The sequence below is a fragment of the Pseudonocardia alni genome (assembly GCF_002813375.1).
GTDB lineage: Bacteria > Actinomycetota > Actinomycetes > Mycobacteriales > Pseudonocardiaceae > Pseudonocardia > Pseudonocardia alni.
The window spans coordinates 2,399,743-2,425,315 of sequence record NZ_PHUJ01000003.1 but is presented as its reverse complement, the minus strand read 5'-3'; the positions used below and the strand labels follow the sequence as shown (position 1 = coordinate 2,425,315).

Here is a 25,573-nt window from a genome sequence, read left to right as displayed (position 1 = left end):
ACGGGCGCACGCTAGGCCCGCGCCGGCCGTCGCCGCGGCGGTTCGCCGCGGAACGGTCGCGATCGCGAAGCCCGCACACGACGACACCCCCGTCCGCACCGGTGGTCATCGGCGCGGACGGGGGTGTGTGTCGCGGTCAGGCCGCCGTCACCTCGGTCGGCTCCGGGACCTCGACCGGGGCGCACCCGCGCAGCGGGCACGGCGGTGGGGCCCAGGGCCGGGGAGTCCCGCCGAGGGCGGGAACGGTCCCCGCGAACGGCCACCGGCCTGCGAAACGCTGCAGGTACCAGTAGACGAACAGGTGGTCCGGTTCCTCCGGGTCGGAGACGAACAGCGCACGCTCGCCCAGGTCGGTGACCCAGGCTGCGTAGTCGTTCGCCACCTGCCCCGGTGGGCGCGAGGCCCGCCGGGTCAGGAGCCAGTCCTCCGCCCGGGTGCGCCAGGTCGCCAGCGCGGTCGGGTGCAGGGTGGCCCCCGGGAGCTCCCGGAGGTTGGCGGTGAAGGTGCCGATCAGGACCCCGTCCGCGCCGTACGCGGAGGAGGTCAGGGTGAGCAGGGAGTGCGGGCCCGGGATCGGGCCGTCGGTGTGGACGTGCGTCGTGACATGGAACGTCGTCGGCGCGATGTCGAACTCTGGGGGCATGACGGATCCTGTGACGTCTCGGTCGAACTGGGACGGCTCACGGCGCGGCTGGGCCTGCGTGGCGAGCGGATCCGCGGCGCGGTACTCCGCGTGGCGGTAGTTCCGGGCCCCGTGGATCGGGCACACGGGTCGGCTGTGGAGTTGTGACGTTGCGTGCCGCGGGCGCCGGACGGCGTGCGCGACACGCCGGGAACGCTAGAACGGCGCGACGTGCCGGTCAACGGGCGGTGACCCGGTCGGCACAGCGCGTTCCACGGAACGCGGCACGCGGTTGTCGACGCGCGGGCGACGGGGCCGCGCGGACCGCCTCAGCCCTCGCCCACCAACCGCCCCAGCACGACGACGTCGACCCGCTCGCCGTCGACGGTCCACGCCTCCCGCAGCCGCCCCTCCGGCACGAACCCCAGCGCCGCGGCGACGGCGGCCGACGCCCGGTTCGGCTCGGCGTGCATCCAGGTGACGCGGTGCAACCCGAGCCCGCCGAAGGCGAAGCGCACGACCGCCCCGGCCGCGGTGCGGGCCAGGCCGCGTCCGCGGGCGCCGGGCAGCGTCCAGCAGCGCAGCTCGGCGGTGCCGTGGGCGATGTCCAGGTGCTCCAGGGTGATCTCGCCGAGCATCTCCCCGGTCGTCGGCTCGGCGACGGCCCAGGCACAGCGGGTGCCGCGGGCCCAGCCGTCGATCCGGTCCGCGACGTGCGCGGTCACCTGCTCGTCGAAGTCCGGGGCGGCCGGGTCCGGACGGTTGCGCCAGCGCCGGATCTCCGGGTCCCGGCAGGACGCGGCGACGGCCGGGCGGTCGTCCACCCGGCCGTCGTGCCGTGGTCCGCGCAGGTACCACGTCCCGGCGTTGATCTCGACCGGGTCGAGCACCGGGTCGGGAGCGGGGGCGGGCACCTGGTCCAGGGGACTCAGTCCTTGATCTCGCAGATGACCGTGCCCTGGGTGACCGAGGCGCCCTGCTCCGCGTCCAGGCCGGTCACGGTGCCGGCCTTGGTCGCGGTGACCGGGTTCTCCATCTTCATCGCCTCGAGGACGACGATCAGGTCACCCACCTCGACGGTGTCGCCCTCGGAGACCGCGACCTTGATGATCGTGCCCTGCATCGGCGCGGTGACGGCGTCGCCGGAGGCCTTCGCTCCGCCGCCGCCCTTGCCGCCGCGCTTGCGTGGGGCCGACTTGGCCGCGCCGCCGCCGTTGCCGCCGCCGCCGAGGGCGAGGTCACCGGGCAGCGAGACCTCCAGGCGTCGCCCGCCGACCTCGACGACGACGGTCTGCCGCTCGCCGGACTCGTCCTCGGCACCCGCGCCGCCCTCGAACGGCGGGACGGTGTTGTCCCACTCGGTCTCGATCCAGCGGGTGTGCACGGTGAAGTCCTCGAGGGTCTCGGCGGCGTAGGCCGGGTCCTCGACGACGAGACGGTGGAACTCGAGCACGGTCGCCATGCCCTCGACCTTGAACTCGCCGAGTGCGCGACGGGCCCGCTGCAGCGCCTGCTGCCGGTCGCTGCCCCACACGATCAGCTTGGCCAGCAGCGAGTCGAACTGACCCCCGATGACCGAGCCGTCCTCGACGCCCGCGTCCATCCGGACGCCCGGGCCGGCCGGGTACCAGATCCGCTCGACGGTGCCCGGCGCCGGCAGGAAGTTGCGCCCGGCGTCCTCGCCGTTGATGCGGAACTCGATCGCGTGCCCGCGCGGCTGCGGGTCGTCGTCGAAGTCCAGCTCCTGGCCCTCGGCGATCCGGAACATCTGGCGGACCAGGTCGATCCCGGTGGTCTCCTCCGAGACCGGGTGCTCGACCTGCAGACGGGTGTTGACCTCGAGGAAGGTGATCATGCCGTCCTGGCCGACCAGGAACTCGACGGTGCCGGCGCCGTAGTAGCCGGCCTCCTTGCAGATCGCCTTCGAGGCGTCGTACAGGGTCTTGCGCTGCTCGTCGCTCAGGAACGGCGCGGGCGCCTCCTCGACGAGCTTCTGGAAGCGGCGCTGCAGCGAGCAGTCCCGCGTCCCGACGACGACGACGTTCCCGTGCTGGTCGGCCAGCACCTGGGCCTCGACGTGGCGCGGCTTGTCCAGGTAGCGCTCGACGAAGCACTCGCCGCGGCCGAACGCCGCGGTGGCCTCACGGACCGCGGACTCGTACAGCTCCGCGATCTCGGAGCGCTCGCGGGCGACCTTCATGCCGCGCCCGCCACCGCCGAAGGCGGCCTTGATCGCGACCGGCAGGCCGTGCTCGTCGGCGAAGGCGATGACCTCGTCCGCGTCCTTCACCGGGTCCTTGGTGCCGGGCACCAACGGGGCGCCGGCCTTCAGGGCGATGTGACGTGCGGTCACCTTGTCGCCGAGGTCGCGGATCGACTGCGGCGACGGGCCGATCCAGGTGAGGTCGGCGTCGATCACGGCCTGGGCGAAGTCGGCGTTCTCCGACAGGAAGCCGTAGCCGGGGTGGATCGCGTCGGCACCGGCCTGCTTCGCGGCACCGATGACCTTCTCGATGTCGAGGTAGGACTCGGCGGCGGTGGAGCCACCCAGCGCGAAGGCCTCGTCGGCGAGCCGCACGAACATCGCGTCCCGGTCCGGGTCGGCATAGACGGCGACGCTCTGAAGCCCCGCGTCCTTCGCTGCTCGGATCACGCGGACGGCGATCTCTCCCCGGTTGGCGACGAGCACTTTGCGCAGTGCGGGCACAGTCGAACTCCTCCGGTCACGGCGCCGGCCCGATGCTCCGGCGCAGGGTTAGGCGGAGTGTAAGAGCAGAGCCGCCGGAAGTTACCGGTGGGGAATGTGGCGATGGCAACGTCGTCACCCGTCCGAGGGCCCGGACCTCGGCCCTGATCGTTCCCGTCGTGACCGGTGCCACCATCGGGACAGGCGGTTCCGGGGTCGCGGGGCGGTGCGTCCGTCGTAGTGCAGCGCCGCCTCGCGTGCGGCCAGCTCGCGCCGTGCGCCCGCACCGAGCCGCCCGGCGGCCGCGAGCTCGCGGGCCAGGTCCCAGCCCTCCCGCTCCGGGCCGTAGGGGGCGACGCCCTCGAAGTGGGCGCCGAACCGGGCCTGCCAGTCCGCCCCGGCGTCGGCGGCGAGTAGCGGCCACGCCGCGGCGACGAGCCCGGCCCGCTTGCGCAGCAGCGCCGCCCGGGTCGCGGCCAGGCGCGCCGCGTCGAACCCGGCCGGGTCCGTCCCGCCGGCGACGAGCGCCGCCACCAGCGCGGCCTGCCGCCGCGCGAGCCCGTCGCTCACGTCGGGCCCGGCCCGTCCGCGGCGGGCGCCGCCACCGGCCCGGCCCCGTGCCCGGCGCCCGCACCCGCCCGGCACGGCGCCGCGTGCCCGGCGGCGGCCGCGACGGCGTCCAGCTCCGCGCGCAGCACCGCGGCGGGCGGGTAGCGGCCGTCGCGTTCCAGCATCACCGGTGGCGGCACCGGCAGCTGCGCGACGGTGTGGGTCAGCAGCGCCAGCACCGCGTCCGGGACGGGGTCGGTGTGGGTGTCGTGCAGCAGCCCCGCCGCGTCGGCGGCGTGCCCGGCGACGTGGCAGTAGGCCACCGCCCCGGGCGGAAGCCCGGCGAGCAGCGCGTCGACGTCCGCCCGCGGGTCACGGCCCCGGTTGCGGGCGTTGACGAACACGTTCGCGACGTCCAGGAGCAGCGGCGCCCCGGTCCGGTCGTGCAGCCGGTGCAGGAAGCCCGCCTCGTCGAACTCGTCGTCGGGCCAGTCGAACAGGGCCGCGATCGGCTCCAGCGCCAGCGGGACGTCCAGCTCCGCGCGCGTCGCCGTCACGTTGGCGACGAGCACGTCGAGCGCCTCGCGGGTGCGGGGCAGCGGCAGCAGGTGCCCCGCCTCGATCCCGCCGGCCCGGGTGAACGCGATGTGCTCGCTGACCAGCGCCGCACCCGTCGCCGCGGCGCAGGCCGCGAGGTGGGCGACCCTGCCCGGGTCGACGCCCTCGGGAGAGCCGGGCGACAGCCGCACCCCGTGCACGACGACCGGCCTGCGCCGCAGCGACGCCGGCACCGCGCCCGGGCGCAGCGACTCGGCGATGACCTCGTGGAACGCGAGACCGTCGACGTCGTCGAGGACGGCGGCGACACCGCTGCGCCAGCCGACCCCGGTCCCGCCCGGGACACCCGTCATGTCGCCACCTCCGCCCGTACGAGCCGTCCCCGCAGCTTCACACCCCCCACGGTGCAGCTGCGGGGACGGCAGATCCGGTCCCCCGCGCGGGCTCAGCCGCCGCAGCCGCCTCCGCCGCCACAGCCCCCGCCGCCTCCGCCGCAGCTGCTCCCGCCACTGTCACCGCCGGACCAGCCGACGACGCCACCGCCGTCGGAGGAGCCGCCCCCGGTCGCGGCGGGCGCCCCACCGAGCGTGGCGAGCTTCTGCGCGGCGAGCTCCTCGGCGAAGGCGGGCTCGGCGGCCAGCATCGCGCCGACCCCGAACGCGCCGACCGACAGCGCGGCCGCGGCGGGCCCGACGGCCGTCCAGTCCGGGCGCATCGACGGCGACAGCGCGTCGTTCCGGGACCGGACGACGGTGAGCGCGGCGTCCCCGGCCCGGGTCCGGTCGGGCACCCGCGTCGCGAGCACCGTGGCGAACACCGCGGTGGCGGCGACGAGCGCGAGCAGGAACCCGACCGGGCGCCCACCGCCCAGACCGGCGGCGATCCGGACCGCACCGGCCAGGGCGAGCACCCCGACCGGCCAGGCGGTCGCCCGGTAACGGACCCGGTCGGCCGGGGACAGCAGCAGCCCCGCGGTCTCCAGCCGCTGCGCGGCCCGGGCCAGCTCGGTGCGGACCGGCTCGTGGGTGCCCAGCATCCGGCCCGGGGTCAGACGCTGCGCGGAGCGGTGGATCGCCCGCTGCAGCGCCGACGCGCCGTGCCCGGGGACCCGGCCCGCCCGCACCTGGCCCGTGGTGCGGCCGGAGGTGACCAGACTGCCGTCGACGTGCATGGCCGACAGGGCCGCGTACACGGCCAGCTCGGGGCCGCCGTTGAGGTACGCGACGTCCTCGGGCCTGCTGTCGAGGGTGCGGGCGCCGCGCGGATCCCCCTGCGCGATCGTCCGCCGCCGGCGCAGCACGATCCCGGAGACCAGGACCAGCGCGACGACGTAGAGGACCAGGAAGGTCTGACCCGGGATGCCCCAGGTGTCCCCGGTGAGGTTCGTGCCCATCTCCACCACCCCCTGCGGTGAGCGACACTTCGTCGTTCGAAGCAGTGTGCGCCCGCTCACCCCGACCGGGTGACCGATTTGAGGTGGACTTGAGGAAGGAGCGCGGACGACGACAGCCGGGATCACCGACGGTGACCCCGGCTGTCGCGGGAGTGAGTGTGCGGGGCTCAGGCGGTCGCGGCCCGCACCTGGTTCTTGATGCGCGCCAGCATCGCCGCGATGCCGCGCAGCCGTAGCGGGCTGACGGCCTCGGCGAGGCCGAGGTCGGTGTAGAAGTCGTCCGGCACGGCCAGCACCGTCGCGGCGGGCTGCCCGTCCAGCCCGGTCACCATGATCGAGGCGAACCCGCGGGTGGTCGGCGCCTCCTTCGGCGCGGAGAAGAACAGGTGCACCGGCCGCTCACCGCCGTCCTCCACCTCGACGGCGAGGAACAGCGGCGACTGGCACTCGTGGACCTGCTCCATCGTGTCCGCGGTCTCGGCGTAGCGCTCGGGCAGGTCCGGCAGCTCCTGGGACAGCTCCAGCAGCAGCTGGAGACGGTCCTTCGGGCCGACCGCGGCGAAGTCGTCGACCAGCTCGGCGAGATCGGGGGGCAGGGTGCCCGGATCGGTGGAGCTCACGCGGACCCGCGCTCCTCGCCCTGCACGATCGGCACGCGCACGGCGTTGCCCCACTCGGTCCAGCTGCCGTCGTAGTTGCGGACCCGGTCGAAGCCCAGCAGGTACGTCAGCACGAACCAGGTGTGGCTGGAACGCTCACCGATCCGGCAGTAGGCGACGACGTCGTCCGAGGCCGACAGCCCCTGCTCCTGCTCGTAGATCGCGGACAGCTCGGCACGGCTCCTGAAGGACCCGTCCTCGGCGGCGGCGCGGGCCCACGGGACGCTCGCGGCGCCCGGGATGTGCCCGCCGCGGACCGCGCCCTCCTGCGGGTAGTCGGGCATGTGCAGCTTCTCGCCGGTGTACTCCTGCGGGGACCGCACGTCGACCAGTGGCCTGCCCAGGTGGGCGAGGACGTCGTCCTTGAAGGCACGGATGCCGGAGTCGTCGCGCTCGACGACCGGGTAGTCGGCCCGGGCCGGGGCGGGCGCGTCGGTGACCATCTCGCGGCCCTCGGCGACCCACTTGGACCGGCCGCCGTCGAGCAGCCGCACGTCGGTGTGGCCGAACAGGGAGAACACCCACAGCGCGTAGGCGGCCCACCAGTTGTTCCGGTCCCCGTAGACGACGATCGTGGTGTCCCGGCCGATGCCACGCTCGGACATGATCTCGGCGAAGCGGGTGCCGTCGACGTAGTCACGGGTGACCGGGTCGTTGAGCTCGGTGTGCCAGTCGACCTTCACCGCGCCGGGGATGTGCCCGGTGTCGTAGAGCAGGACGTCCTCGTCCGACTCCACGACCACCAGACCGGGGTCCTTCAGGTGCTCCGCCAGCCAGGCGGTGGTGACCAGGCGCTCGGGGTGCGCGTATTCGGCGAGCTTCGGGTCGGGGTCGTGTCCGACAGTCATGGCCGCAGGGTAACCGCGTGCCCCGACACCCACACGGCGGTCAGGACCGTGGCGTCCACAGATCGACCACCGACACCCCGACCGCGCCCAGCAGGCGGCGCAGCAGCGGCAGGCTGATCCCGATCACGTTGGACGGGTCGCCGTCGATACCCTCGACGAACCAGCCGCCCAGCCCGTCCAGGGTGAACGCGCCCGCGACCTCCAGCGGCTCGCCGGTGGCGAGGTAGGCGTCCAGCTCGGCGTCGGTCGGCTCGGCGAAGCGCACCCCGGTCCCGGCGTGCCCCTCGGCCTCCTGCACGACCGCTCCGCCGGCCAGGCGCAGGACGGCGTGCCCGGTCAGCAGCTCGCCGGTGCGCCCGGCCATGGCCTTCCAGCGGCGCCGCGCGGTCTCCGCGTCGTGCGGTTTGCCGACCAGCTCACCGTCGACGAGCAGCATGGAGTCGCAGCCCACGACCACGCCGTCACCGGTCAGTCGGTCGGCGACGGCGGCGGCCTTGGCCGCGGCCAGCAGCGTCACCTTGCGCGCGGGGTCGGCGTCGGGGTGCGCGGCGAGCAGGGCGTCCTCGTCGACGTCGGAGACCTCCACGGCGGGGTCGGCCCCGGCGGCGCGCAGGACCGACAGGCGGGCGGGGGAGGCGGAGGCGAGAACCAGGCGCACGACGTCGGACGCTACCGGCCCGCCACCGCGGAGCCGTGGTCCGCCACCGGGTCGGTGGTCCGGTCCGGCCCGGCGACGCGGTGCAGGCGCAGCGCCAGGTGCAGGTGGAAGCGGCCCTCGGGGGTGCGCCAGTCCGGTCCGAGCAGGTCGTCGACGCGTTCGAGGCGCTGGCGCACGGTGTTCGGGTGCACCGACAACGCGTCGGCGGCCGGGGCGAGCAGCTCGCCCGCGGCGAACCAGTGCCACAGCGTCTCGGCCAGCCGGGTACGCCGGCGCCGGTCGTAGTCGAGGACCGGGCCGAGGTGGCGCCCGACGATCTCCCGCGACGTGGTGCCGGTCCGGTCCCGGATCACCGCGCCGACCGCGCCGAGCGAGGCGAAGTCCGCGTGCCCGGTGGTGCGGCCCAGGGCACGGGCCGCCGCGGCGACGTCGGCGGCCTCGGTGTGCGCGCGGCGCAGGTCCGACGGCCCGCCCGAGGGGCTGTGCGCGGCGCCGACGAGCGACGGCGTCCCGGCCGCGGCGAGCCCCTCGGCGACGAGCGGTGCCGCGCCGGTCCCCGCGGGGCCGGGGCCGGTCGTCCCGGCGGCGATCACGCACACGTGACCGTCGTGCACCGACACCAGCCAGCGGCCCGCCCCGTCGAGCCCCCGGACCGCCCGCGCCGCGGTCACCGCACCGGCCGGGTCGACGTCGACGACCAGCACCGTGGCCGGGGCGTCGGGGGAGAGGCCGTACTGCGCGAGCCGGGTCCCCAGCGTCGGCCGCGGCGGGACCCGGCTGTCGACGAGCTCCTCGACCAGGGTGGTCTGGGCGGTCTCGTCGGCCTGGGCCAGCGCCCGCTCGACGAGCAGTGCGACCGTCATGAACGCCGAGGCGTGCGCCAGCCGGGCGACGGCGTCGTCGTCGGCGCCCTCCATGACCAGGGTCGCCAGGTGCTCTCCCGCTGTGGTGATCGCGAGCAGCGCGTAGGTCCCGCCGCCGGGCAGGTGCGCGATCGCGACCCCACCGGCCTGCTGGGAGGTGCGGACCGCCGACCGCAACCGCCACCCGGCCAGCTCCTCGGGGGTGAGCAGCCGTCGTCCCGTGCGCAGCGCCCCGGACGGGTCGTGCAGCGAGAGCGGGTGCCCGACGGACTCGGCGAGCACGGCGAACACCCCGGCCGCCTCGGCGGTGGAGCCGGCCATCGCCCCCATGAGGCGTTCGTCGAGGTGCAGGAGGTGTTCCAGGCGCAGCCGGGCGCCGGGGTCGGAACCGTCGTCGCGGGTGGTGCGCAGGCGCCGGATCTCCTCGCCGCGCCGGGTCTGCTCCAGCGCGACGGCGGCTTGCACGGCCATGTGCTCCAGCGCGGTCCGGGCGGCCGGGCCGAGGGTGCGGGGTCCGCGGTGGGCCACGAGCAGCGCTCCCACGACCCGCCCGCCCAGGCGCATCGGGGCGCCGGCGATGGCCCGCACACCCTCGCCGCGCACGATCGTGTCGATCCCCGACAGGTGGTTGAGCGCCCGGTCGGCCAGGTAGTCCGCGGTGGCGACCGTGCCCGCGCCGGCCGCCGCCCGCCCCAGCACACCGGTGCCGAACGGCATCCGGATCGCGCGGTACTCCGGTGTGCGGACGCCGTCGGTCAGCTCGATGTAGGTCGTACCGGAGTGCAGGTCGTTGAGGCTGAAGTAGGCCATGTCCGCGCCGAGCAGCGCCCGGGTGCGGCGCAGTACGGCGCCGAGCATGACGTCGCGGTCGCCGACGTCCGCGAGGTCCAGCGCTGTCTGCCCGACGGCCTGGAGGATCGCGTCCTGGCTGGGCTCGGGGAACGGCGGAGCCGGCTTCATGCGCCCGACCCTATGTCTGTCCGCGCCATGTCCTGCGACCAAGACAGGCGCATACGACCATGGACGCCTGCCCCGGGCTTCCCGAGACTGGCCCGGCGACGAACTGCCAGAACCCTCCAGCGACGAAGGGATCCCTCATGGCCACGGCGAACAAGCTCAGCGTCATCCCCTGCGGGGCGATGCACGCCAATCTCCCGTTCCTGCTCCTCAAGCCCGGTGTCAGCATCAAGCCACGGTCCGAGAAGGACGCCCCGATCGACTGGGTGGAGGTGCCCACGCACTGCGTCCTCGTCGAGACCGACGAGGGCAAGCTGCTGTGGGACACCAGCTGTCCGTCGGACTGGGAGACGCGCTGGGCGCCGACCGGTCTGCAGGAGTTCTTCCCCTACGACCAGGTCGCCGACGACGAGTACCTGGACAAGCAGCTGCACAAGATGGGCGTCGGGCTCGACGAGATCGACTACGTCGTCCTCTCGCACCTGCACTTCGACCACGCGGGCAACGCCCAGATGTTCAAGAACACCAACGCGAAGATGATCTGCTCGGACAAGGAGAAGGAGTTCGCGCTCGGCTTCGAGGGCCCGTTCAACGGCGCCCACCTCAAGGCCGACTACGAGGGCATCGACTGGGAGATCGTCTCCGGCGACGTCGAGCTGCTCCCCGGCGTCAGCATGATCCAGACCCCGGGGCACACCCCCGGCTGCATGTCGATGCGCGTCGACCTCCCCGACACCGGGACGATGATCTTCACCTCGGACGCGGTCTACATGGGAGCGAGCTACGGCCCGCCCGCCGCGCCGGCCGCGATCGTCAACAACCTGGAGGACTGGTTCTCCTCGGTGGAGAAGCTGCGCGGCATCCAGGAGCAGACGAACGCGCAGATGGTGTTCGGCCACGACGCCGAGCAGATCCACCAGCTGCGCAAGGCACCGGAGGGGTCGTACACCTGATGACGTTCGAGGTTCCCGAGTACACCGAGGAGACGATCTTCACCTGGGGTGCGCCGCCGCTGAAGTTCGGCGCGGGCGCGATCGACGAGGTCGGCTTCGAGCTGTCGGCCTACGACGTGTCCCGGGTCCTGATCGTGACCGACCCGGGCGTGAACGCGCTCGGCGCGCCGCAGCGCCTCGCCGACAACCTGTCCCGCTACGGCATCGAGTCCGAGATCTTCGACGGCGTGCACGTCGAGCCGACCGACGACTCGATGAACAAGGCGACCGAGTACGCCCGCGCGCAGGGTCCGTGGGACGGCTTCGTCGCCGTCGGGGGCGGGTCGGCGATCGACACCGCCAAGGCGATCAACCTGCTCACCAGCCACCCCGGCGAGCTGATGGACTACATCAACAAGCCGATCGGCGGCGCGAAGGTGCCGCCCGGGCAGCTCAAGCCGCTGATCGCCGTCCCGACGACGGCGGGCACCGGCTCGGAGTCCACCGCGATGTGTGTGCTGGACATCCTGTCGATGAAGGTCAAGACCGGGATCAGCCACTGGCGGCTGCGCCCGACCCTGGCCGTCATCGACCCGCTGCTGACGATGACGCTGCCGCCGCAGGTCACCGCGGCGGCCGGGATGGACATCACCTGCCACGCGGTGGAGAGCTACACGGCGCGGTACTACACCACCTTCGACCGCAAGAAGCCCGAGGAGCGGGTCACCTACTGCGGCTCGAACCCGGTCTCGGACCTGTGGTGCGAGAAGGCGATGTCGCTGCTCGCGAAGTCGTTCCGGGCCGCCGTCGAGCGCGGCGCCGAGGACGTCGAGGCCCGCTCGGACATGATGATGGCCGCGACCTTCGCGGGCATGGGGTTCGGCAACTCCGGTGTGCACATCCCGCACGCCAACGCCTACCCGATCGCGGGCATGGTCAAGGACTACCGGCCGCAGGGCTACCCGCAGGACGAGGCGATGGTGCCGCACGGGGAGTCGGTGTCGCTGACCGCGCCCGAGGCGTTCCGGTTCTCCTTCGACTCCGCGCCGGAGCGGCACCTGCGGGCCGCGGAGCTGATGGACCCGCGGGCGGACAAGGTGAACGACCCGCGTGAGCAGCTGCCCGGGGTCCTCACCCGGCTGATGCGCGACATCGGCATCCCGAACGGCATCGGCGGCGTCGGCTACACCGAGGCCGACGTGCCGGACCTGGTCCCCGGGACGATGAAGCAGCAGCGGCTGCTCGCGACCTGCCCGCGGACCCCGACCGAGGACGACATCGCCGACATCCTCACGAAGTCCGTCGAGAACTGGTGACCGTCGCGGCCGGTGGTCCTCCGGGGCCGCCGGCCGCCCCGATCGAAGGCGGCACGATGCCGATCTACGTCTTCCGCTGCGGGTGCGGAGCCCGCTTCGAGCACCTCGCGTCCATGTCGGACGCGGCCACCCCGCCCTGCCCGCTCTGCGGGGACGGCGCGACGACCAAGGTCCCCGCCGGGTTCGCGCTCGGCGGCCAGGCCAGCCCCGGCCTGTCCAAGGACGAGATGCCCCAGACCTGGCGCGGGGTCTACAACGGGAACTCCGAGTACATCGACTCGATGCGCCGGACCTGGGACCAGCGACGCAGGCTGGAGGAGAAGTACCCGGAGATCGCCGGGGACCAGCGGCCGATCCTGGCGCACGAGGGCAAGTACCACGACGCCCCGCTGCGGGCCGGTGACATCCAGCTGGGCGGCACCGCCCCCATGCCCGGCGCGGGCGTGGCGGCCAAGCACGGCCACGGCCACGGCCACGGCCACGGGCACACCCCCACGCCCGCTCCCGGCCCGAAACCCCCCGCCGCCGACTGAGCCGCGGGGCCCCGGCCGCCGACACCTCGTCACCGCCGACCCGCCCCGCCGTGTCCACGGCACCGGCAGTCGGGTGTGCGTGGCGACCAGTGACGGTGTGCGGCGACCCGCGCGGCGGGTGCCGGGCGACGCTACGGGTCGCCACGGCGCTCGCCGGACGCCGTGGGGCCGTGGGGACGGCGTCAGCGGCCGGCCAGGCCGTGGCGGTAGGCGTAGCCGACGGCCTGGGCGCGGTCGCGCAGCCCGGTCTTGGCGAACAGGTGGTTGACGTGGGTCTTCACCGTCGCCTCGCCGACCACGAGCCGTCGCGCGATCTCGGTGTTGGACAGCCCCTCGGCGATCAGGCCGAGCACCTCGACCTCGCGCGGGGTCAGCCCGTCCGGCGGGTCGACCGGTGCCGCCGGGACGGTCGACGCGCGGGCGGCGACCAGCCGGGACAGCACGCCGGCGTCCACGGTGGACACACCGTCGGCGGCCGAGCGCAGGGCCCGGCCGATGGCCTCGGCGTCGGCGTCCTTGGACAGCCAGCCCGAGGCGCCCGCGGCGATCGCGTCGACCACGGCGTCGTCGTCGACGTAGGTGGTGAGCACGACGACGGCGGTGCCGGGATGTCCGTCGCGGACCCGGCGGGTCGCCGAGACGCCGTCGCCCGCGGGCATCCGCAGGTCGGTGAGCAGCACGTCCGGGGCCAGCTCGGCGACCCGGGCGACCGCCTCGTCGCCGCCGGACGCGGTGCCGACGACCTCGATGCCGTCGAGCAGGCCCAGGACGGTGGCGAGGCCGTCGCGCACGATCCGCTGGTCGTCGGCCAGGACCACCCGCAGGGCGCTCACGTCGTGATCCTCTCGCGGTCCGGGGAGCGGGCGGGCAGCCGGAGCCGGACCCGCCAGCCGTCGGGGGTGGGGCCGGTCTGCAGCTCGGCGCCGACGAGAGCCGCCCGCTCGGCCATCCCGGCCAGGCCGGAGCCCTCGCCGTCGCCGGGCGGCGGAGGTGTCCCGGCGATGTCGACGACCTCCAGCTCGGCGCCGTCGCCGTCGCGGCGCAGGTGCACCGTCACGGGGGCGCCGGGGGCGTGCTTGCGGGCGTTGGACAGTGCCTCCTGCGCGGTGCGCAGCACGGTCTCGCCCTCCCGCGCGCCGAGGCGCAGCCCGTCGGCGACCTCGACGGTCGCGTCCGGGTGCGCCCGGCCGAGCTCGCGCAGCTCCTCGGCGACGTCGACCGGCGCCGGTCCCTCGCGCAGCGCCCGCACGGCGCGGCGGGCCTCGGTGATCCCGTCGGAGGCGAGCCGCTGGGCCCGCTCGATCTGGGAGATCGTGTCCGGCGCGGCCCCGTCGCGCAGTGCCATCAGCCGGGCGCCCTGGAGCTGGACGGCCAGCGCGGACAGCGAGTGGGCCAGCACGTCGTGCACGTCGCGGGCGACCCGGGCGCGGTCGGCGATGGCCTCGGCGCGGGCGTGCTCCTCGCGGGCCCTGGCGTCGGCGACGAGTGTCTGCTCGTGCTCCTCGAGCCGGCGGGCGGAGTCGCGGCGGCCGATCCCGAACAGCACCATCGCGGTCAGCGCGGCGACCACCAGCAGCGCGTCCCACACCGAGGTGTAGGGCCCGACGACGATCGTGGTGGCCGCGATGACCGGCACGTCGACGAACAGCGCGGTCCGGTACGGCAGCCGCAGTGCGGCCACGAACACCGCCATCATCGGGAAGGCCGCCGAGGTGGTCCAGCCGTCGGACCCGGCCAGCAGGGCGATCCCGCCCCCGGCGAGCGCGACGCTGGTCAGGACCGTCGCGACCGGCGGCATGCTCCGGTGGAGGGCGAAGACCACCCACCCGGCGACGGCCGGGACGAGCCCGGCGTAGAGCCAGGTCGGCGAGACCTGCTGGGCCGGCGACCAGAACAGCAGGAACAGCACGATCGGCAGCCACAGCAGCGACACCAGCCGCCGGGGCACCCCGAGCAGCGGCGACCGGTCGGGCTCGACGCGGCGGGCCGTGCGGGCGGCGGGCGTGCTCACCGTTTCACTCTGACACAGCGGCCGGGCCGGGCGGGACGCTCAGGCCGCCGCGCGGGCACGGCGTGCCTCGTCCGGCCGGACCGGCAGCCCGGCCGCGGCCACCCGGCGTCGCAGCACGAGGCTCTGGACCAGCAGGCTGCCGCCGAAGACCAGCGCCGACGACGCCGACAGCAGCAGTCCGGCACCGACGGCCCCGCCGAGGACCCCGGCGCCGACCCGCACACCGATGGTCAGCACCCACGCGACCAGCAGCGCGGCCGAGCCGCTGCGGTACGCCCACCCGTCGCGGGTGCCGAGTCGGAACGCGTGGCCGCGCAGCACCCCGAGCCCGGCGGCCAGCACCAGCTCGGCGGCGAGCAGCGCCAGCCCGGCCGCGGTGACCTCCGGGCGGGCCTGGGCGAGGGTGAGCACCCCGATGCCGATCACGACGAACGGGAGCGTCACGTCGCGTCGTCCGCCGACGAACTGCCCGCGGAACTGCTTGGACAGGACCAGGCCGACGATCGCGACCGTGATGACGAGTGAGGTGGCGTCCATGGGGAGAACGATCTCCCCGCGGGCCCGGTCGTCGCGTCGGCGCCGGGGTCGATCCCGGGTGGACCCGCACCCTCCACCCCCGGGTGGACCGTCACCCCCGTGGCCGGACGCGACGACGCCCGGCCACGGGCACGTGGTGTGCCGGGGACCGGGCGTCGGTCGGTGGTACCTACGAGGTCAGCGGGGGAGGCCGGAGGCGCGCCAGGCGCCCGGGCCCGCGTGCAGCGGTGCGCGCAGCTGGGCCGCGGGGTGCGACCACAGGTCCGGCGTCCGCGGCGGGGCGGGCGGCCCACCGGCGCTCGCCGCCGCGGCGACCACCGCGGCCAGTGCCGCGAGCTCGCGGTCGTCCGGGGTGCCGCGCACCACCCGGAACAGCGCGCGGCGCTCCTCCGGGGTCTGCTCGGTGGACTCCTCGGCGGCCATCAGAGCGGGATGTTCCCGTGCTTGCGGGTCGGGCCCTGCTCCCGCTTGGTGGACAGCATCCGCAGCGCCCGGCCGACGTAGCCGCGGGTGTGCGACGGCGGCACGACCGCGTCGATGTAGCCCCGGTCGGCGGCGATGTAGGGGTTGCAGAGGGTGTCCTCGTAGTCCTGCTGCAGCTCCGCCCGCCTGGCGGCGAGCTCGTCGCCCTCCAGGCCCTTGAGCTCCTTGCGGTAGAGGATCGACACCGCGCCCTGCGCGCCGGTGACCGCGATCTGCGCGGTCGGCCAGGCGATGTTGACGTCGGCGCCGAGGTGCTTGGAGCCCATGACGTCGTAGGCGCCGCCGTAGGCCTTGCGAGTGATGACGGTGACCTTCGGGACGGTCGCCTCGGCGTAGGCGTAGATCAGCTTCGCGCCGCGGCGGATGATGCCGTTCCACTCCTGCTCGGTGCCCGGCAGGAAGCCCGGCACGTCGACGAAGGTCAGCACCGGGATGTTGAACGCGTCGCAGGTCCGCACGAAGCGGGCGGCCTTCTCCGAGGCGTCGATGTCCAGGCAGCCGGCGAACTGGGTCGGCTGGTTCGCGACGATGCCGACGCTGCGGCCCTCGACGCGGGCGTAGCCGATCACGATGTTCGGCGCCCAGAGCTCCTGGACCTCGAGGAAGTCCTCGTCGTCGACGACCCGGTTGATGACCTCGCGGATGTCGTAGGGCGTGTTCGCCGAGTCCGGGATCAGGGTGTCGAGCTCGCGGTCGGAGTCGATGATCCCGTCCTCGATCGACCCCTCGACGGGCTCGGTGGCCGGGAACGACGGCGCCTCGGACAGGTTGTTCGACGGCAGGAAGCTCAGCAGCTGCTTGACGTAGTCGAGCGCGTCGGCCTCGTCGCCCGCCAGGTAGTGCGCCACACCGGACTTGGTGTTGTGGGCCCGGCCGCCGCCGAGCTCCTCCATGTCGACGTCCTCGCCGGTGACGGTCTTGATGACGTCCGGCCCGGTGATGAACATGTGGCTGGTCTCGTCGACCATCACGGTGAAGTCGGTGATCGCGGGGGAGTAGACCGCACCGCCCGCGCACGGGCCCATGATCAGCGAGATCTGCGGGATCACGCCCGAGCTCTGGACGTTGCGGGTGAAGATCTCGCCGTAGAGGCCGAGGGCGACCACGCCCTCCTGGATGCGGGCGCCGCCGCCGTCGTTGATGCCGACGACCGGGCAGCCGATCTTCGCGGCCACGTCCATGACCTTGACGATCTTCTCGCCGTAGACCTCGCCGAGCGCGCCGCCGAAGACGGTCGCGTCCTGGGAGAACACGGCGACCGGGCGGCCGTCGATCGTGCCGGTGCCGGTCACGACGCCGTCGCCGAACGGGCGCTTGGCGTCCATCCCGAAGTTCGTCGAGCGGTGCCGGGTCAGCGCGTCCAGCTCGACGAACGAGCCCGGGTCGAGCAGCTGGTCGATCCGCTCACGGGCGGTCTGCCGCCCCTTCGCGTGCTGCTTCTCGACCGCGGACGCCGAACCGGCGTGGACCGCGTCCTCGAAACGCTGGTAGAGATCGGCGAGCTTGCCCGCCGTGGTGTGGATGTCCGGCTCTGCCCCACCACTGTCCGGGGTCGCCATCGGCTCCGTTGCGGCGCTCATGAGGCCGGAGCTTAACCCGCAAGTAGGTTCGGCCCGGGCGTGACGTCCGACGCAGCCGACCGGGTGGCCGTCCCGCCGACACCGTTACCGATCCGTTCACCCTCCGCGGTCCCCGGCGCGTCGCGGGGCCGTTACGGTGCGCGGTGATGACGACCGGGACGAATCACGGCGACGGGACCCCGCTGGACCCGTACGCCCTGCGGACGGCCGTGCTCCGTCCCGCGGGGGGCTGGACGGCGCTCGACGTCGTCGCCTCCACCGGATCCACGAACGCCGACCTGCTGGCCGAGGCCGGGCGCGGTGCGCCGGACCGCTCGGTGCTGATCGCCGAGGACCAGGTGCGCGGCCGCGGCCGCCTCGACCGGACCTGGATCTCGCGGCCCGGGGCGGCGCTGACGATGTCGGTGCTGTGGCGCCCCGAGGGCGTGCCCGCCGACCGGCTGGGCTGGCTGCCGATGCTCGCGGGCGTCGCGCTGGCCGACGCGATCACCGAGCTCGCCCCGGACGTGCCGGTGGCCCTGAAGTGGCCCAACGACCTGCTGGTCGGGCCGGCGCGGGGCAAGGCCGCGGGGATCCTCGCCGAGATGACCGCGGTCTCCGGCGGCGGACCGGGGATCGTCCTGGGCATCGGGCTCAACATCTCCACCCCGGCCACCGACCTGCCGTGGGGCGCGACCTCGCTGGCCGCGCACGGGTTCACCGCGACCCGCGCCGAGACCGCGACCGCACTGCTGGGACACCTGTACCGGCGCGAGGCGCAGTGGCGCGACGCCCGCGGCGACGCCGACGCCTGCGGCCTGCGCCGCGACTACCGCTCGGCCTGCGCCAGCCTCGGCTCGCGGGTGCGGGTGGAGCGCCCGGCCGGGGACCACCTCGTCGGGACGGCCGAGGACGTCGACCCGCAGGGCCGGCTGCTGGTCCACCCGGACGACGGGGCCCGCGTCGCGGTGGCGGCCGGGGACATCGTCCATCTGCGCGCGGCCGACCAGTCCTGAGTCACCCACTGCGCTGACCTGCGACGCAGCGCCCGCGCGTCGCGTGGGCGGTGGGCGCCCGGCGCCCTACCGTGGGGGTATGGCGTTCCCCGACAGCGCTCTGGACCGGGCTCTGGACCGGGTTCTCGACGAGGGCGAGCACGTCGTGCTGCTCGGGCACCCGCACTGGCGGCTGGCTCTGCGCCCGGCCGCGGTCCTCGTCGGGGTCAGCGCCGTCGCCGGGTTCGGGGCCGCCGTGGTCCGGCTGCAGCCGTGGGCGCCGTGGGCCTGGCTCGTGCTCGGGGTGCTCGCCGCGCTCGTCGCGGTGCGGTTCACGCTCCTGCCGATCGCGCGCTGGCGCGCCACCCTGCTGGTCGTCACCGACCGGCGGTTCCTCGTCCGGGAGGGCCTGCTCGTCCGCGACGGCCTCGACGTGCCGATCGACCGCATCGACTCGGTCCGCGTCCGGACCGGAGCCGGGGGACGGCTGTTCGGCTGCGGCACCCTGCTGCTCGACGTCGCCGGGGAGCGGCTGCGGTTCACCGACGTCGCGGGCGTGGAACGGGTCCAGGCCCGGCTGCACCGGGAGATCGGTCTGCTCGCCGAGCGGCGCCGCAGCAACGAGAAGGAGAGCGAGCACACGGCCCGCCGTGGTCACGCCGACGCGGCCGTGCGGGGCAGGATGGAGGTTCCCGCACCGCAGCGAGAGAGGGCGTCCCTGTGAGCAACGGTCTTCCCACGACGGTGCGCGACCCCGCGCTCCCGGAGCGCGTCGAGATCTACGAGGTCGGCCCCCGCGACGGGCTGCAGAACGAGAAGACCGTCGTCCCGGTCGCGGTGAAGGCCGAGTTCCTCGACCGGCTCGCCGACGCGGGCCTGCGCACGCTGGAGGCGACCAGCTTCGTGCACCCGGCATGGGTGCCCCAGCTCGCCGACGCCGCCGACCTCCTCGCCGTGCTCGACCGCCGCGCCGGGCTCGACTACCCCGTCCTCACCCCGAACGAGCGCGGGCTGCAGCGCGCGATCGACGCCGGCTGCGACCACGTCGCGGTGTTCGCCTCGGCCACCGAGACGTTCGCGAAGCGGAACCTGAATCGCACGCTCGACGAACAGTTCGCGATGTTCGAGCCGACCGTGACCCGCGCGGTGTCCGAGGGTCTGCGGGTGCGGGCCTACGTGTCGATGGTGTTCGGCGACCCGTGGGAGGGCGGCGTCGACCCGGACCAGGCCGCCGCCGTCGGGGCGCGGCTGATGGAGATGGGGTGCGACCAGCTCTCCCTCGGCGACACGATCGGCGTCGCCACCCCGGCGCACGTCGGCGCGGTGCTCGACGCCTGCGTCGCCCGCGGGGTCGGCGTCGAGCGGCTCGCGGTGCACTTCCACGACACCTACGGCCAGGCGCTGTCCAACACCCTGGCCGCGCTGCGGTACGGCGTGACCACCGTCGACGCCAGCGCGGGCGGCCTGGGCGGCTGCCCCTACGCCGGATCGGCGACCGGCAACCTCGCCACCGAGGACCTGGTGTGGATGCTCGACGGGCTCGGCATCGACCACGGCGCCGACCTGCGGAAGCTGGTCGACACGAGCGTGTGGATGGCCGGGCACCTGGGACGGCCGTCGCCGTCGCGGGTGGTCACGGCACTGTCGGCCTGACCTCGAACATGCCGGTGAACCGGGACCGGTACACGACCGCGCCGTCACCGGTGCGGGTCAGCGTCCCGCGCAGCGTGATCAGGCCCATCGACGGGCGGCTGCGCGAGACGCGGGCCTCGAGGACCTCCATCTCCGCGTGCAGCTCGTCGCCCGCGAACACCGGTGCCGGCCAGGCGATCTCGTCGCCGCCGGGTGAGCCGAGCGACGCTGCGCGGGACAGCACGGCGTCGACGTAGGCGCGCATCCACAGGCTCGCGGTGAACCAGCCGGACGCGGCCAGACCGCCGAACACCCGCTCGCCCTCGGCCTCGTGCAGGTGGAACGGCTGCGGGTCGAAGCGGGCCGAGAACGCGACCATCTCGTCGCGGTCGACCACGGTCGTACCGAGGTCGACGACGGTCCCCGGGACCAGGTCGTCGAAGTACAGCTCAGCCACGCAGCACCCCCAGCACGGCGTCGTGCAGCAGACCGTTACTGCTCAGGCCGTGCCCGCCGGACCAGGTCGGGTTCCCGGCGAGGTCGGTCAGCCGCCCGCCCGCCTCGGCGACGACGGCGGCCGGCGCCGCCAGGTCCCACGGGTTCGCGGCGGGTTCCACCGCGACGTCGACGACCCCCTCGGCGACGAGCACGTGCTGCCAGAAGTCGCCGAACGCGCGGGACTCCCAGCAGGCCTCGGTCAGCGCGATCCAGCCCTCCCGCGACGCCGGGGACGGGTCGGTGCGGAAGGTCTCGGTGTTGGTGGTCGAGACGTAGGCGTCGGCGACGTCGGCCACCCCCGACACCGCGATCCGCTTCGGCGTCCCCGACGGCAGGTCACGCGCCCAGGCCCCGGCCCCCGCCGAGCCCCACCAGCGGCGGTGCAGCGCCGGCGCGCTCACCACACCCACCGTCGGCACGCCGTCGACGACGAGTGCGATCAGCGTCGCCCACGCGGGCACCCCGCGGGAGAAGTTCTTCGTCCCGTCGATCGGGTCGATCACCCAGCCGCGGCCGTGTGCGGTGTCGGTGGACCCGCCGCGCTCCTCCCCGAGGATCGCGTCGCCGGGGCGCTCGTGGCCCAGCGCGGCGCGGATCGCGTCCTCGGCGGCGGTGTCGGCGTCGGTCACCGGGGTGCGGTCCGGCTTGCGCTCCACCCGCAGGTCGGCGGCCCGGAAACGGGGCAGCGTGATCGCGTCGGCGAGGTCCGCCAGGCGCAGGGCGAGATCCAGATCACCGGGTTCGGCGGGCACGCATCGCTCGGGGTTCACGTTGGGCGAGCATGCCAGCTCGCACCGCCACCGTGCCCGGGGCCCGGAGCCCTATGCTCGGTGAAATGACCACCGTGGTTCTGGCCGAGGACGACGCGGCCATCGCCGAGCCGCTGTCGCGGGCCCTGCAGCGCGAGGGGTACGACGTCGACGTCGTCGCCGACGGGGTCGGCGCCGTCGACCGGGTCACCCGTGCGCAGGTCGACCTGCTCGTGCTCGACCTGGGGCTGCCCGGCATGGACGGCCTGGAGGTCTGCCGGCGGGTCCGCGCGACCCTGCCGGACCTGCCCGTCCTCATGCTCACCGCCCGCACCGACGAGGTCGACTTCGTCGTGGGGCTCGACGCCGGCGCCGACGACTACGTGTCCAAGCCGTTCCGGCTGGCCGAGCTGCTGGCCCGGGTGCGGGCGCTGCTGCGCCGCCGCACCCAGGACGTCGTCGAGGTGGACGGCCTGCGGATGGTGCTGTCCGGCCGCCGCGTCCTGCTCGACGGCGACGAGATCTCCCTGGCCAACAAGGAGTTCGAGCTGCTGCGGGTGCTGATGATCCACGCCGGCCAGGTCGTGACGCGCGAGGAGATCCTGCACGCGGTCTGGGGCGACGCGGACATGAAGTCGTCGAAGACCCTGGACATGCACATGTCGTGGCTGCGCCGCAAGATCGGCGGCGAGAAGCGGATCGCCACCGTCCGCGGCGTCGGCTTCCGGTACAACTCGGACTGAGGTCGCCGTGCGCCGCCGGATCCTGATCTCCACCCTGCTGACGGTGGCGCTGACCGCGCTGTTCCTGGGCGGCCCGCTCGCGCTCGCGACCTGGCAGCTCGTCGAGGACTTCACCCGTGCCGAGCTGACCCAGCGCCTCGAGCAGGTCACCGAGACCGTCGAGGAGTATGGCACCGGGCAGCAGTCGCAACGGCTGGTGGAGGCGGCGATCCCGCCGAACTCCCGGCTGGTCGTCGTGCCGCCGGACTCCGCCCCGATCGTCTACGGCGTGGACCGGGTCGACGACCCGGTGACCGAGTCGCTGCCGTTCGGGCCCGGCGGGATCATGGAGCTGTCCCAGCCGACCTCGGTGATGCGTTCCCAGCAGACCCAGGTGGTGGCCGTCGTCGTGCTGCTGGTGGGGTTCTCCGTCACCGTCGGCACCGGGGTCGCGGTGTACACCGCGCGCCGGCTGTCCGACCCGCTGCGCGACCTCGCGGCCCGCGCCGCCCGCCTCGGTGCGGGCGACTTCCGCCGGTCCCCGGCCCGCTACGACATCGCCGAGCTCGACCGCGTCTCGGAGGTCCTGGACTCCTCGGCGACGGCGCTGTCCCAGCTGCTGCACCGCGAGCGGTCGCTGGTCGGGGACGTGTCCCACCAGCTGCGCAGCCGGATCACCGCGCTGCAGCTGCGTCTGGACGAGCTGGCCTGCCACCCCGACCCGGACGCCCGCCGCGAGGCCAACGCGGCGCTGGAGCAGACCGAGCGGCTCACCGCCGTCCTCGACGACCTGCTGGAGTCCGCGCGCGCCGCGCGGGCGGTCGGGGCGGAACCGGTCGACCTGGCCGAGGCCGTCGCCGACGCCGAGCGGGAGTGGCGCGGCCCGCTCACCGCGGCCGGCCGGTCGCTCAAGGTGCGGGTGCCCGAGGGACTGCTCGCCCGGGTGACCGCGGCACGGCTGCGCGAGGCGATCGGGGTGCTCGTCGACAACGCGCTGCAGCACGGCGACGGCCCGGTCACGATCTCCGCGCGCACCGGGGAGAACGCGCTGCTGGTGGAGGTGTCCGACACCGGGCCCGGCGTGCCGGAGGACCTGGTGCCGCACGTGTTCGACCGGGGTATCTCGGCGCAGTCCTCGACCGGGCTGGGTCTGGCGCTGGCCCGGACACTGGTCGAGGCCGACGGCGGCAGGCTGGAGCTGTCCCGGGCCCGGCCGCCGGTGTTCCGGCTGTACCTGCCCGCGGCCCGCACCGACGACGTCGCCGCGGCGGCCCCGGTGCCCGACCGCACCGGCCCGCGGTAGCCGGTGGCCCGGTCGCTCAGTCCTCGGTGGCCGGCGGGGGCTGGCGTCGCACGAACTGGTCCGGCCACACGAACCGGCGGAACGCCCACCAGCGGAAGGCCATCCCGACCAGGGTGCCGACGATCTGCCCGGCCACGAAGTCCGCGGACTCCTGGGCGACCAGGGAGACGAACGGCACCTGCAGCTCGAAGACGTAGCGCGAGACCCACAGCGGCGCCGAGTACACCCCGACCCCGACCCCGCTGATCACGAAGAACAGGAGGGCCTCGTGGTGCCGCTCGCGCCCGCCGCGGGTCCGGAAGGACCACTCGCGGTTCAGCACGTAGGACACCATCGTCGCCACCAGCACCGCGATCACCTTGGCGGTCACCGGCTTGTCGGCCAGCACCGTGGCCTTCAGCACCAGGAACACCACCGTGTCGATGACCCAGGTGCTGCCACCGACCATCAGGAACTTGATCAGCTCGCGGTGTTTGATCGCCTTGTCGCGGTACGGCTGGGGGATCCTGGCGAGCGTCGCCTCCACCACCGTCACGGGATCGATCGTGCCAGATTAGGCTCCCGGTCTCGTGGAGAGGGTTGACGTGCAGAAGGCCGCCTTGCCCGTCGTCGGCATGGTCGGCGGTGGCCAGCTGGCCCGGATGACCGCCCAGGCCGCCGTCGCGCTGGGGCAGACCCTGCGGGTGCTGGCCGCGTCGCCGGACGATCCGGCGGCCCGGGTGACGCCGGACGTCGTCATCGGCGACCCCGACGACGCCGCCGCGCTGCGGGAGCTCGCGACGGGCTGCTCGGCCGTCACGTTCGACCACGAGGGTGTCCCGCAGGAGGTGCTGGTCCCGCTCGCCGAGGCCGGGCTGCCGCTGCGGCCGCCGCCGTCGGCGCTCGTGCACGCGCAGGACAAGCTGGTGATGCGACGACGGCTGTCGGAGATGGGCCTGCCGGTGCCCGCGTTCGCCGAGGTGTCCGCGCCCGGCGACGTCGCCGCGTTCGGGGCCGGGCACGGCTGGCCCGTCGTGCTCAAGGCCACCCGCGGCGGCTACGACGGCCGCGGCGTCTGGTTCCTGCGCGCCGGCGGCGACGACACCGACCGGCTGGTCGCCGACCTGCTCGACGCCGGCACCCCGCTGCTCGTCGAGTCCGCGGTCCCGATGACCCGCGAGCTGGCCGCGAGCGTCGCCCGCTCGCCCTTCGGTCAGGCCGCCGCGTGGCCGGTCGTCGAGACCCTGCAGGTCGACGGCCAGTGCGCCCGGGTCACCTCACCCGCCCCCGGGCTCGACCCGGACCACGCCGCCCGGATCCAGGAACTGGCGCTGCGGATCGCGGCCGAGCTCGGCGTCGTCGGGCTGATGACGGTCGAGCTGTTCGAGACCGCGCCCGGCGAGGTCGTCGTGAACGAGCTGGCGATGCGCCCGCACAACTCCGGGCACTGGACGATCGAGGGCTCGGTCACCTCGCAGTTCGAGCAGCACCTGCGCGCTGTGCTGGACTACCCGCTCGGCTCCACCGCCCCGGTCGCCCCGGTCGCGGTGATGGCGAACGTGCTCGGTGCGGCGCAGGAGCCCGCGATGGGCATGGACGAGCGGCTGCACCACTGCTTCGCGCGCTTCCCCGAGGCGAAGGTGCACCTCTACGCCAAGGACGGCCGCCCGGCCCGCAAGATCGGCCACGTCACGGTCCTCGGCCGCGACGAGGCCGACGTGCGCACCCGCGCGGAGCTCGCCGCGGGCTGGCTGGCCACCGCGACCTGGGCGGACGGCTGGTCCGCCCACACCGGCGATCCCCGCTCCCCGCACTCCCCGGAAGGACCTCGATGACGCAGACCGGCTCCCCGCGCGTGGGCGTGATCATGGGCAGCGACTCCGACTGGCCGGTGATGGGCGCCGCGGGCGCCGCGCTCGACGAGTTCGGCGTGCCGTGGGAGGTGGGCGTCTACTCCGCCCACCGCACCCCGCAGCGGATGCTCGACTACGCCGCGTCGGCCGCCGACCGCGGCCTGCAGGCGATCGTCGCCGGGGCCGGTGGTGCCGCGCACCTGCCCGGGATGGTCGCCGCCGCGACACCGCTGCCGGTCATCGGCGTGCCCGTGCCGCTGAAGTACCTCGACGGCCTGGACTCGCTGCTGTCGATCGTGCAGATGCCCGCCGGCGTGCCGGTGGCGACCGTCGCGGTCGGCAACGCCCGCAACGCCGGACTGCTCGCGGTGCGCATCCTCGGCGCCGGCGACGAGCGGCTCCGGCAGGCCATGGTGGAGTTCCAGGCCGACCTCGAGCGCAGCGTCCTGGACAAGGACGCGGCGCTGCGCGTGGCAGCCCGCGAGGGCTGAGGACCGGGCCGCGATTTTCCGGTGGCGCACCGCTCGATCCCGTGCGTACGGTGTCGGTACACGGGAGAGGAGGTGGTCCAGCAGATGAGCTACAGCAGGACACGTGAGGTGGCCGTCAGCTAGCACCACGTTCTGCTCCGGCGGGGAGAACCCGTCGGAGAGGCGGTCGTGGAAGCCGGTGTGGTGC

At 74.4% G+C, this 25,573-nt stretch carries 28 protein-coding genes; 10 read left to right on the top strand and 18 right to left on the bottom strand.

What is annotated here, in order from left to right; all coding sequences use genetic code 11:
* Positions 1 to 136: 136 nt before the first annotated feature.
* The 10 genes from ATL51_RS28170 to ATL51_RS12130 form a co-directional block, all read right to left on the bottom strand.
* A complete protein-coding gene (locus ATL51_RS28170) occupies positions 137 to 643 on the bottom strand; it encodes a hypothetical protein (protein ID WP_157818332.1) in 507 nt (168 codons plus the stop codon).
* A 308-nt stretch (positions 644 to 951) separates the two neighbouring features.
* Positions 952 to 1,536, bottom strand: coding sequence for a GNAT family N-acetyltransferase (locus tag ATL51_RS12170; RefSeq protein WP_073576382.1), 585 nt, complete (start codon positions 1,534 to 1,536; stop codon positions 952 to 954).
* 14 nt (positions 1,537 to 1,550) lie between these two features.
* A complete protein-coding gene (locus ATL51_RS12165) occupies positions 1,551 to 3,329 on the bottom strand; it encodes an acetyl/propionyl/methylcrotonyl-CoA carboxylase subunit alpha (protein ID WP_100878688.1) in 1,779 nt (592 codons plus the stop codon).
* Between the two features lie 114 nt (positions 3,330 to 3,443).
* On the bottom strand, positions 3,444 to 3,878 hold the full coding sequence (locus tag ATL51_RS12160) for a hypothetical protein (RefSeq protein ID WP_157818331.1): 435 nt from the start codon (positions 3,876 to 3,878) through the stop codon (positions 3,444 to 3,446).
* Complete coding sequence (locus tag ATL51_RS12155) at positions 3,875 to 4,768, bottom strand: DUF692 domain-containing protein (RefSeq protein WP_100878686.1); 894 nt, start codon at positions 4,766 to 4,768, stop codon at positions 3,875 to 3,877. The genes ATL51_RS12160 and ATL51_RS12155 overlap by 4 nt, the downstream gene beginning before the upstream one ends.
* A 92-nt stretch (positions 4,769 to 4,860) precedes the next feature.
* Positions 4,861 to 5,808: a TIGR04222 domain-containing membrane protein gene (locus ATL51_RS12150; protein ID WP_157818330.1), complete on the bottom strand. Its 948-nt coding sequence runs from the start codon at positions 5,806 to 5,808 to the stop codon at positions 4,861 to 4,863.
* Positions 5,809 to 5,975: 167 nt separating this feature from the next.
* Positions 5,976 to 6,428 carry a SufE family protein gene (locus ATL51_RS12145; RefSeq protein ID WP_208622974.1) on the bottom strand — a complete coding sequence of 151 codons (453 nt, stop codon included), beginning with the start codon at positions 6,426 to 6,428 and terminating at the stop codon, positions 5,976 to 5,978.
* Positions 6,425 to 7,315 (bottom strand): sulfurtransferase, encoded by an 891-nt coding sequence (locus ATL51_RS12140; protein WP_073576377.1) that lies wholly within the window; start codon positions 7,313 to 7,315, stop codon positions 6,425 to 6,427. Before ATL51_RS12140 ends, ATL51_RS12145 begins: the two co-directional genes overlap by 4 nt.
* A gap of 40 nt (positions 7,316 to 7,355) precedes the next feature.
* On the bottom strand, positions 7,356 to 7,973 hold the full coding sequence (locus ATL51_RS12135; protein ID WP_073576376.1) for a Maf family protein: 618 nt from the start codon (positions 7,971 to 7,973) through the stop codon (positions 7,356 to 7,358).
* Between the two features lie 11 nt (positions 7,974 to 7,984).
* Positions 7,985 to 9,796, bottom strand: a complete 1,812-nt coding sequence (locus tag ATL51_RS12130; RefSeq protein WP_100878684.1) for a helix-turn-helix domain-containing protein — start codon at positions 9,794 to 9,796, stop codon at positions 7,985 to 7,987.
* 137 nt (positions 9,797 to 9,933) lie between these two features.
* Between ATL51_RS12130 and ATL51_RS12125 the strand changes: the two genes are divergently transcribed.
* The 3 genes from ATL51_RS12125 to ATL51_RS12115 are packed head-to-tail and all read left to right on the top strand — an operon-like array spanning position 9,934 to position 12,574.
* Positions 9,934 to 10,746 carry an N-acyl homoserine lactonase family protein gene (locus tag ATL51_RS12125; RefSeq protein WP_073576374.1) on the top strand — a complete coding sequence of 271 codons (813 nt, stop codon included), beginning with the start codon at positions 9,934 to 9,936 and terminating at the stop codon, positions 10,744 to 10,746.
* The gene (locus tag ATL51_RS12120; RefSeq protein WP_062397613.1) at positions 10,746 to 12,041 is read left to right on the top strand and encodes a hydroxyacid-oxoacid transhydrogenase; all 1,296 of its coding nucleotides are present in this window, start codon (positions 10,746 to 10,748) and stop codon (positions 12,039 to 12,041) included. The genes ATL51_RS12125 and ATL51_RS12120 overlap by 1 nt, the downstream gene beginning before the upstream one ends.
* Before the next feature lie 56 nt (positions 12,042 to 12,097).
* Positions 12,098 to 12,574 (top strand): FmdB family zinc ribbon protein, encoded by a 477-nt coding sequence (locus tag ATL51_RS12115; RefSeq protein ID WP_073576838.1) that lies wholly within the window; start codon positions 12,098 to 12,100, stop codon positions 12,572 to 12,574.
* A gap of 182 nt (positions 12,575 to 12,756) precedes the next feature.
* On the opposite strand, the gene ATL51_RS12110 is transcribed toward ATL51_RS12115, so the two are convergent.
* The 5 genes from ATL51_RS12110 to ATL51_RS12090 all read right to left on the bottom strand — a co-directional run bounded on the left by ATL51_RS12110 (position 12,757) and on the right by ATL51_RS12090 (position 17,185).
* Positions 12,757 to 13,407: a response regulator gene (locus tag ATL51_RS12110; protein ID WP_167409991.1), complete on the bottom strand. Its 651-nt coding sequence runs from the start codon at positions 13,405 to 13,407 to the stop codon at positions 12,757 to 12,759.
* Positions 13,404 to 14,585, bottom strand: a complete 1,182-nt coding sequence (locus tag ATL51_RS12105; protein ID WP_100878683.1) for a sensor histidine kinase — start codon at positions 14,583 to 14,585, stop codon at positions 13,404 to 13,406. The genes ATL51_RS12110 and ATL51_RS12105 overlap by 4 nt, the downstream gene beginning before the upstream one ends.
* Positions 14,586 to 14,624: 39 nt before the next feature.
* The gene (locus ATL51_RS12100) at positions 14,625 to 15,122 is read right to left on the bottom strand and encodes a hypothetical protein (protein WP_100878682.1); all 498 of its coding nucleotides are present in this window, start codon (positions 15,120 to 15,122) and stop codon (positions 14,625 to 14,627) included.
* A 177-nt stretch (positions 15,123 to 15,299) separates the two neighbouring features.
* A complete protein-coding gene (locus tag ATL51_RS12095) occupies positions 15,300 to 15,545 on the bottom strand; it encodes an acyl-CoA carboxylase epsilon subunit (protein ID WP_073576370.1) in 246 nt (81 codons plus the stop codon).
* Positions 15,545 to 17,185 carry an acyl-CoA carboxylase subunit beta gene (locus ATL51_RS12090; protein WP_073576369.1) on the bottom strand — a complete coding sequence of 547 codons (1,641 nt, stop codon included), beginning with the start codon at positions 17,183 to 17,185 and terminating at the stop codon, positions 15,545 to 15,547. The genes ATL51_RS12095 and ATL51_RS12090 overlap by 1 nt, the downstream gene beginning before the upstream one ends.
* A gap of 146 nt (positions 17,186 to 17,331) precedes the next feature.
* On the opposite strand from ATL51_RS12090, the gene ATL51_RS12085 reads away from it, so the two are divergent.
* From ATL51_RS12085 to ATL51_RS12075, 3 genes are all read left to right on the top strand, one after another.
* On the top strand, positions 17,332 to 18,180 hold the full coding sequence (locus tag ATL51_RS12085; RefSeq protein WP_073576368.1) for a biotin--[acetyl-CoA-carboxylase] ligase: 849 nt from the start codon (positions 17,332 to 17,334) through the stop codon (positions 18,178 to 18,180).
* A gap of 79 nt (positions 18,181 to 18,259) precedes the next feature.
* A complete protein-coding gene (locus ATL51_RS12080; protein ID WP_100878681.1) occupies positions 18,260 to 18,883 on the top strand; it encodes a PH domain-containing protein in 624 nt (207 codons plus the stop codon).
* Complete coding sequence (locus ATL51_RS12075) at positions 18,880 to 19,812, top strand: hydroxymethylglutaryl-CoA lyase (RefSeq protein WP_100878680.1); 933 nt, start codon at positions 18,880 to 18,882, stop codon at positions 19,810 to 19,812. The genes ATL51_RS12080 and ATL51_RS12075 overlap by 4 nt, the downstream gene beginning before the upstream one ends.
* Here the strand turns inward: ATL51_RS12075 and ATL51_RS12070 are convergent.
* Together ATL51_RS12070 and ATL51_RS12065 are read right to left on the bottom strand one after the other, a co-directional pair.
* Positions 19,793 to 20,248, bottom strand: a complete 456-nt coding sequence (locus ATL51_RS12070) for a MaoC/PaaZ C-terminal domain-containing protein (protein ID WP_100878679.1) — start codon at positions 20,246 to 20,248, stop codon at positions 19,793 to 19,795. The two genes, ATL51_RS12075 and ATL51_RS12070, sit on opposite strands and share 20 nt — an antisense overlap.
* Positions 20,241 to 21,059, bottom strand: a complete 819-nt coding sequence (locus ATL51_RS12065) for an inositol monophosphatase family protein (protein ID WP_073576364.1) — start codon at positions 21,057 to 21,059, stop codon at positions 20,241 to 20,243. The genes ATL51_RS12070 and ATL51_RS12065 overlap by 8 nt, the downstream gene beginning before the upstream one ends.
* Before the next feature lie 65 nt (positions 21,060 to 21,124).
* On the opposite strand from ATL51_RS12065, the gene ATL51_RS12060 reads away from it, so the two are divergent.
* Positions 21,125 to 21,781, top strand: coding sequence for a response regulator transcription factor (locus tag ATL51_RS12060; RefSeq protein WP_100878678.1), 657 nt, complete (start codon positions 21,125 to 21,127; stop codon positions 21,779 to 21,781).
* Positions 21,782 to 21,788: 7 nt separating this feature from the next.
* Positions 21,789 to 23,063 carry a sensor histidine kinase gene (locus ATL51_RS12055; protein ID WP_073576363.1) on the top strand — a complete coding sequence of 425 codons (1,275 nt, stop codon included), beginning with the start codon at positions 21,789 to 21,791 and terminating at the stop codon, positions 23,061 to 23,063.
* 16 nt (positions 23,064 to 23,079) lie between these two features.
* On the opposite strand, the gene ATL51_RS12050 is transcribed toward ATL51_RS12055, so the two are convergent.
* Positions 23,080 to 23,598: a GtrA family protein gene (locus ATL51_RS12050; RefSeq protein ID WP_073576362.1), complete on the bottom strand. Its 519-nt coding sequence runs from the start codon at positions 23,596 to 23,598 to the stop codon at positions 23,080 to 23,082.
* 34 nt (positions 23,599 to 23,632) lie between these two features.
* Between ATL51_RS12050 and ATL51_RS12045 the strand changes: the two genes are divergently transcribed.
* Both ATL51_RS12045 and purE read left to right on the top strand, forming a co-directional pair.
* Positions 23,633 to 24,877, top strand: coding sequence for a 5-(carboxyamino)imidazole ribonucleotide synthase (locus ATL51_RS12045; RefSeq protein WP_073576361.1), 1,245 nt, complete (start codon positions 23,633 to 23,635; stop codon positions 24,875 to 24,877).
* Entirely contained in the window at positions 24,874 to 25,386 is a 513-nt protein-coding gene (gene purE / locus ATL51_RS12040) for a 5-(carboxyamino)imidazole ribonucleotide mutase (protein WP_073576360.1), read from the top strand. Before ATL51_RS12045 ends, purE begins: the two co-directional genes overlap by 4 nt.
* The last annotated feature ends 187 nt before the right edge of the window (positions 25,387 to 25,573 follow it).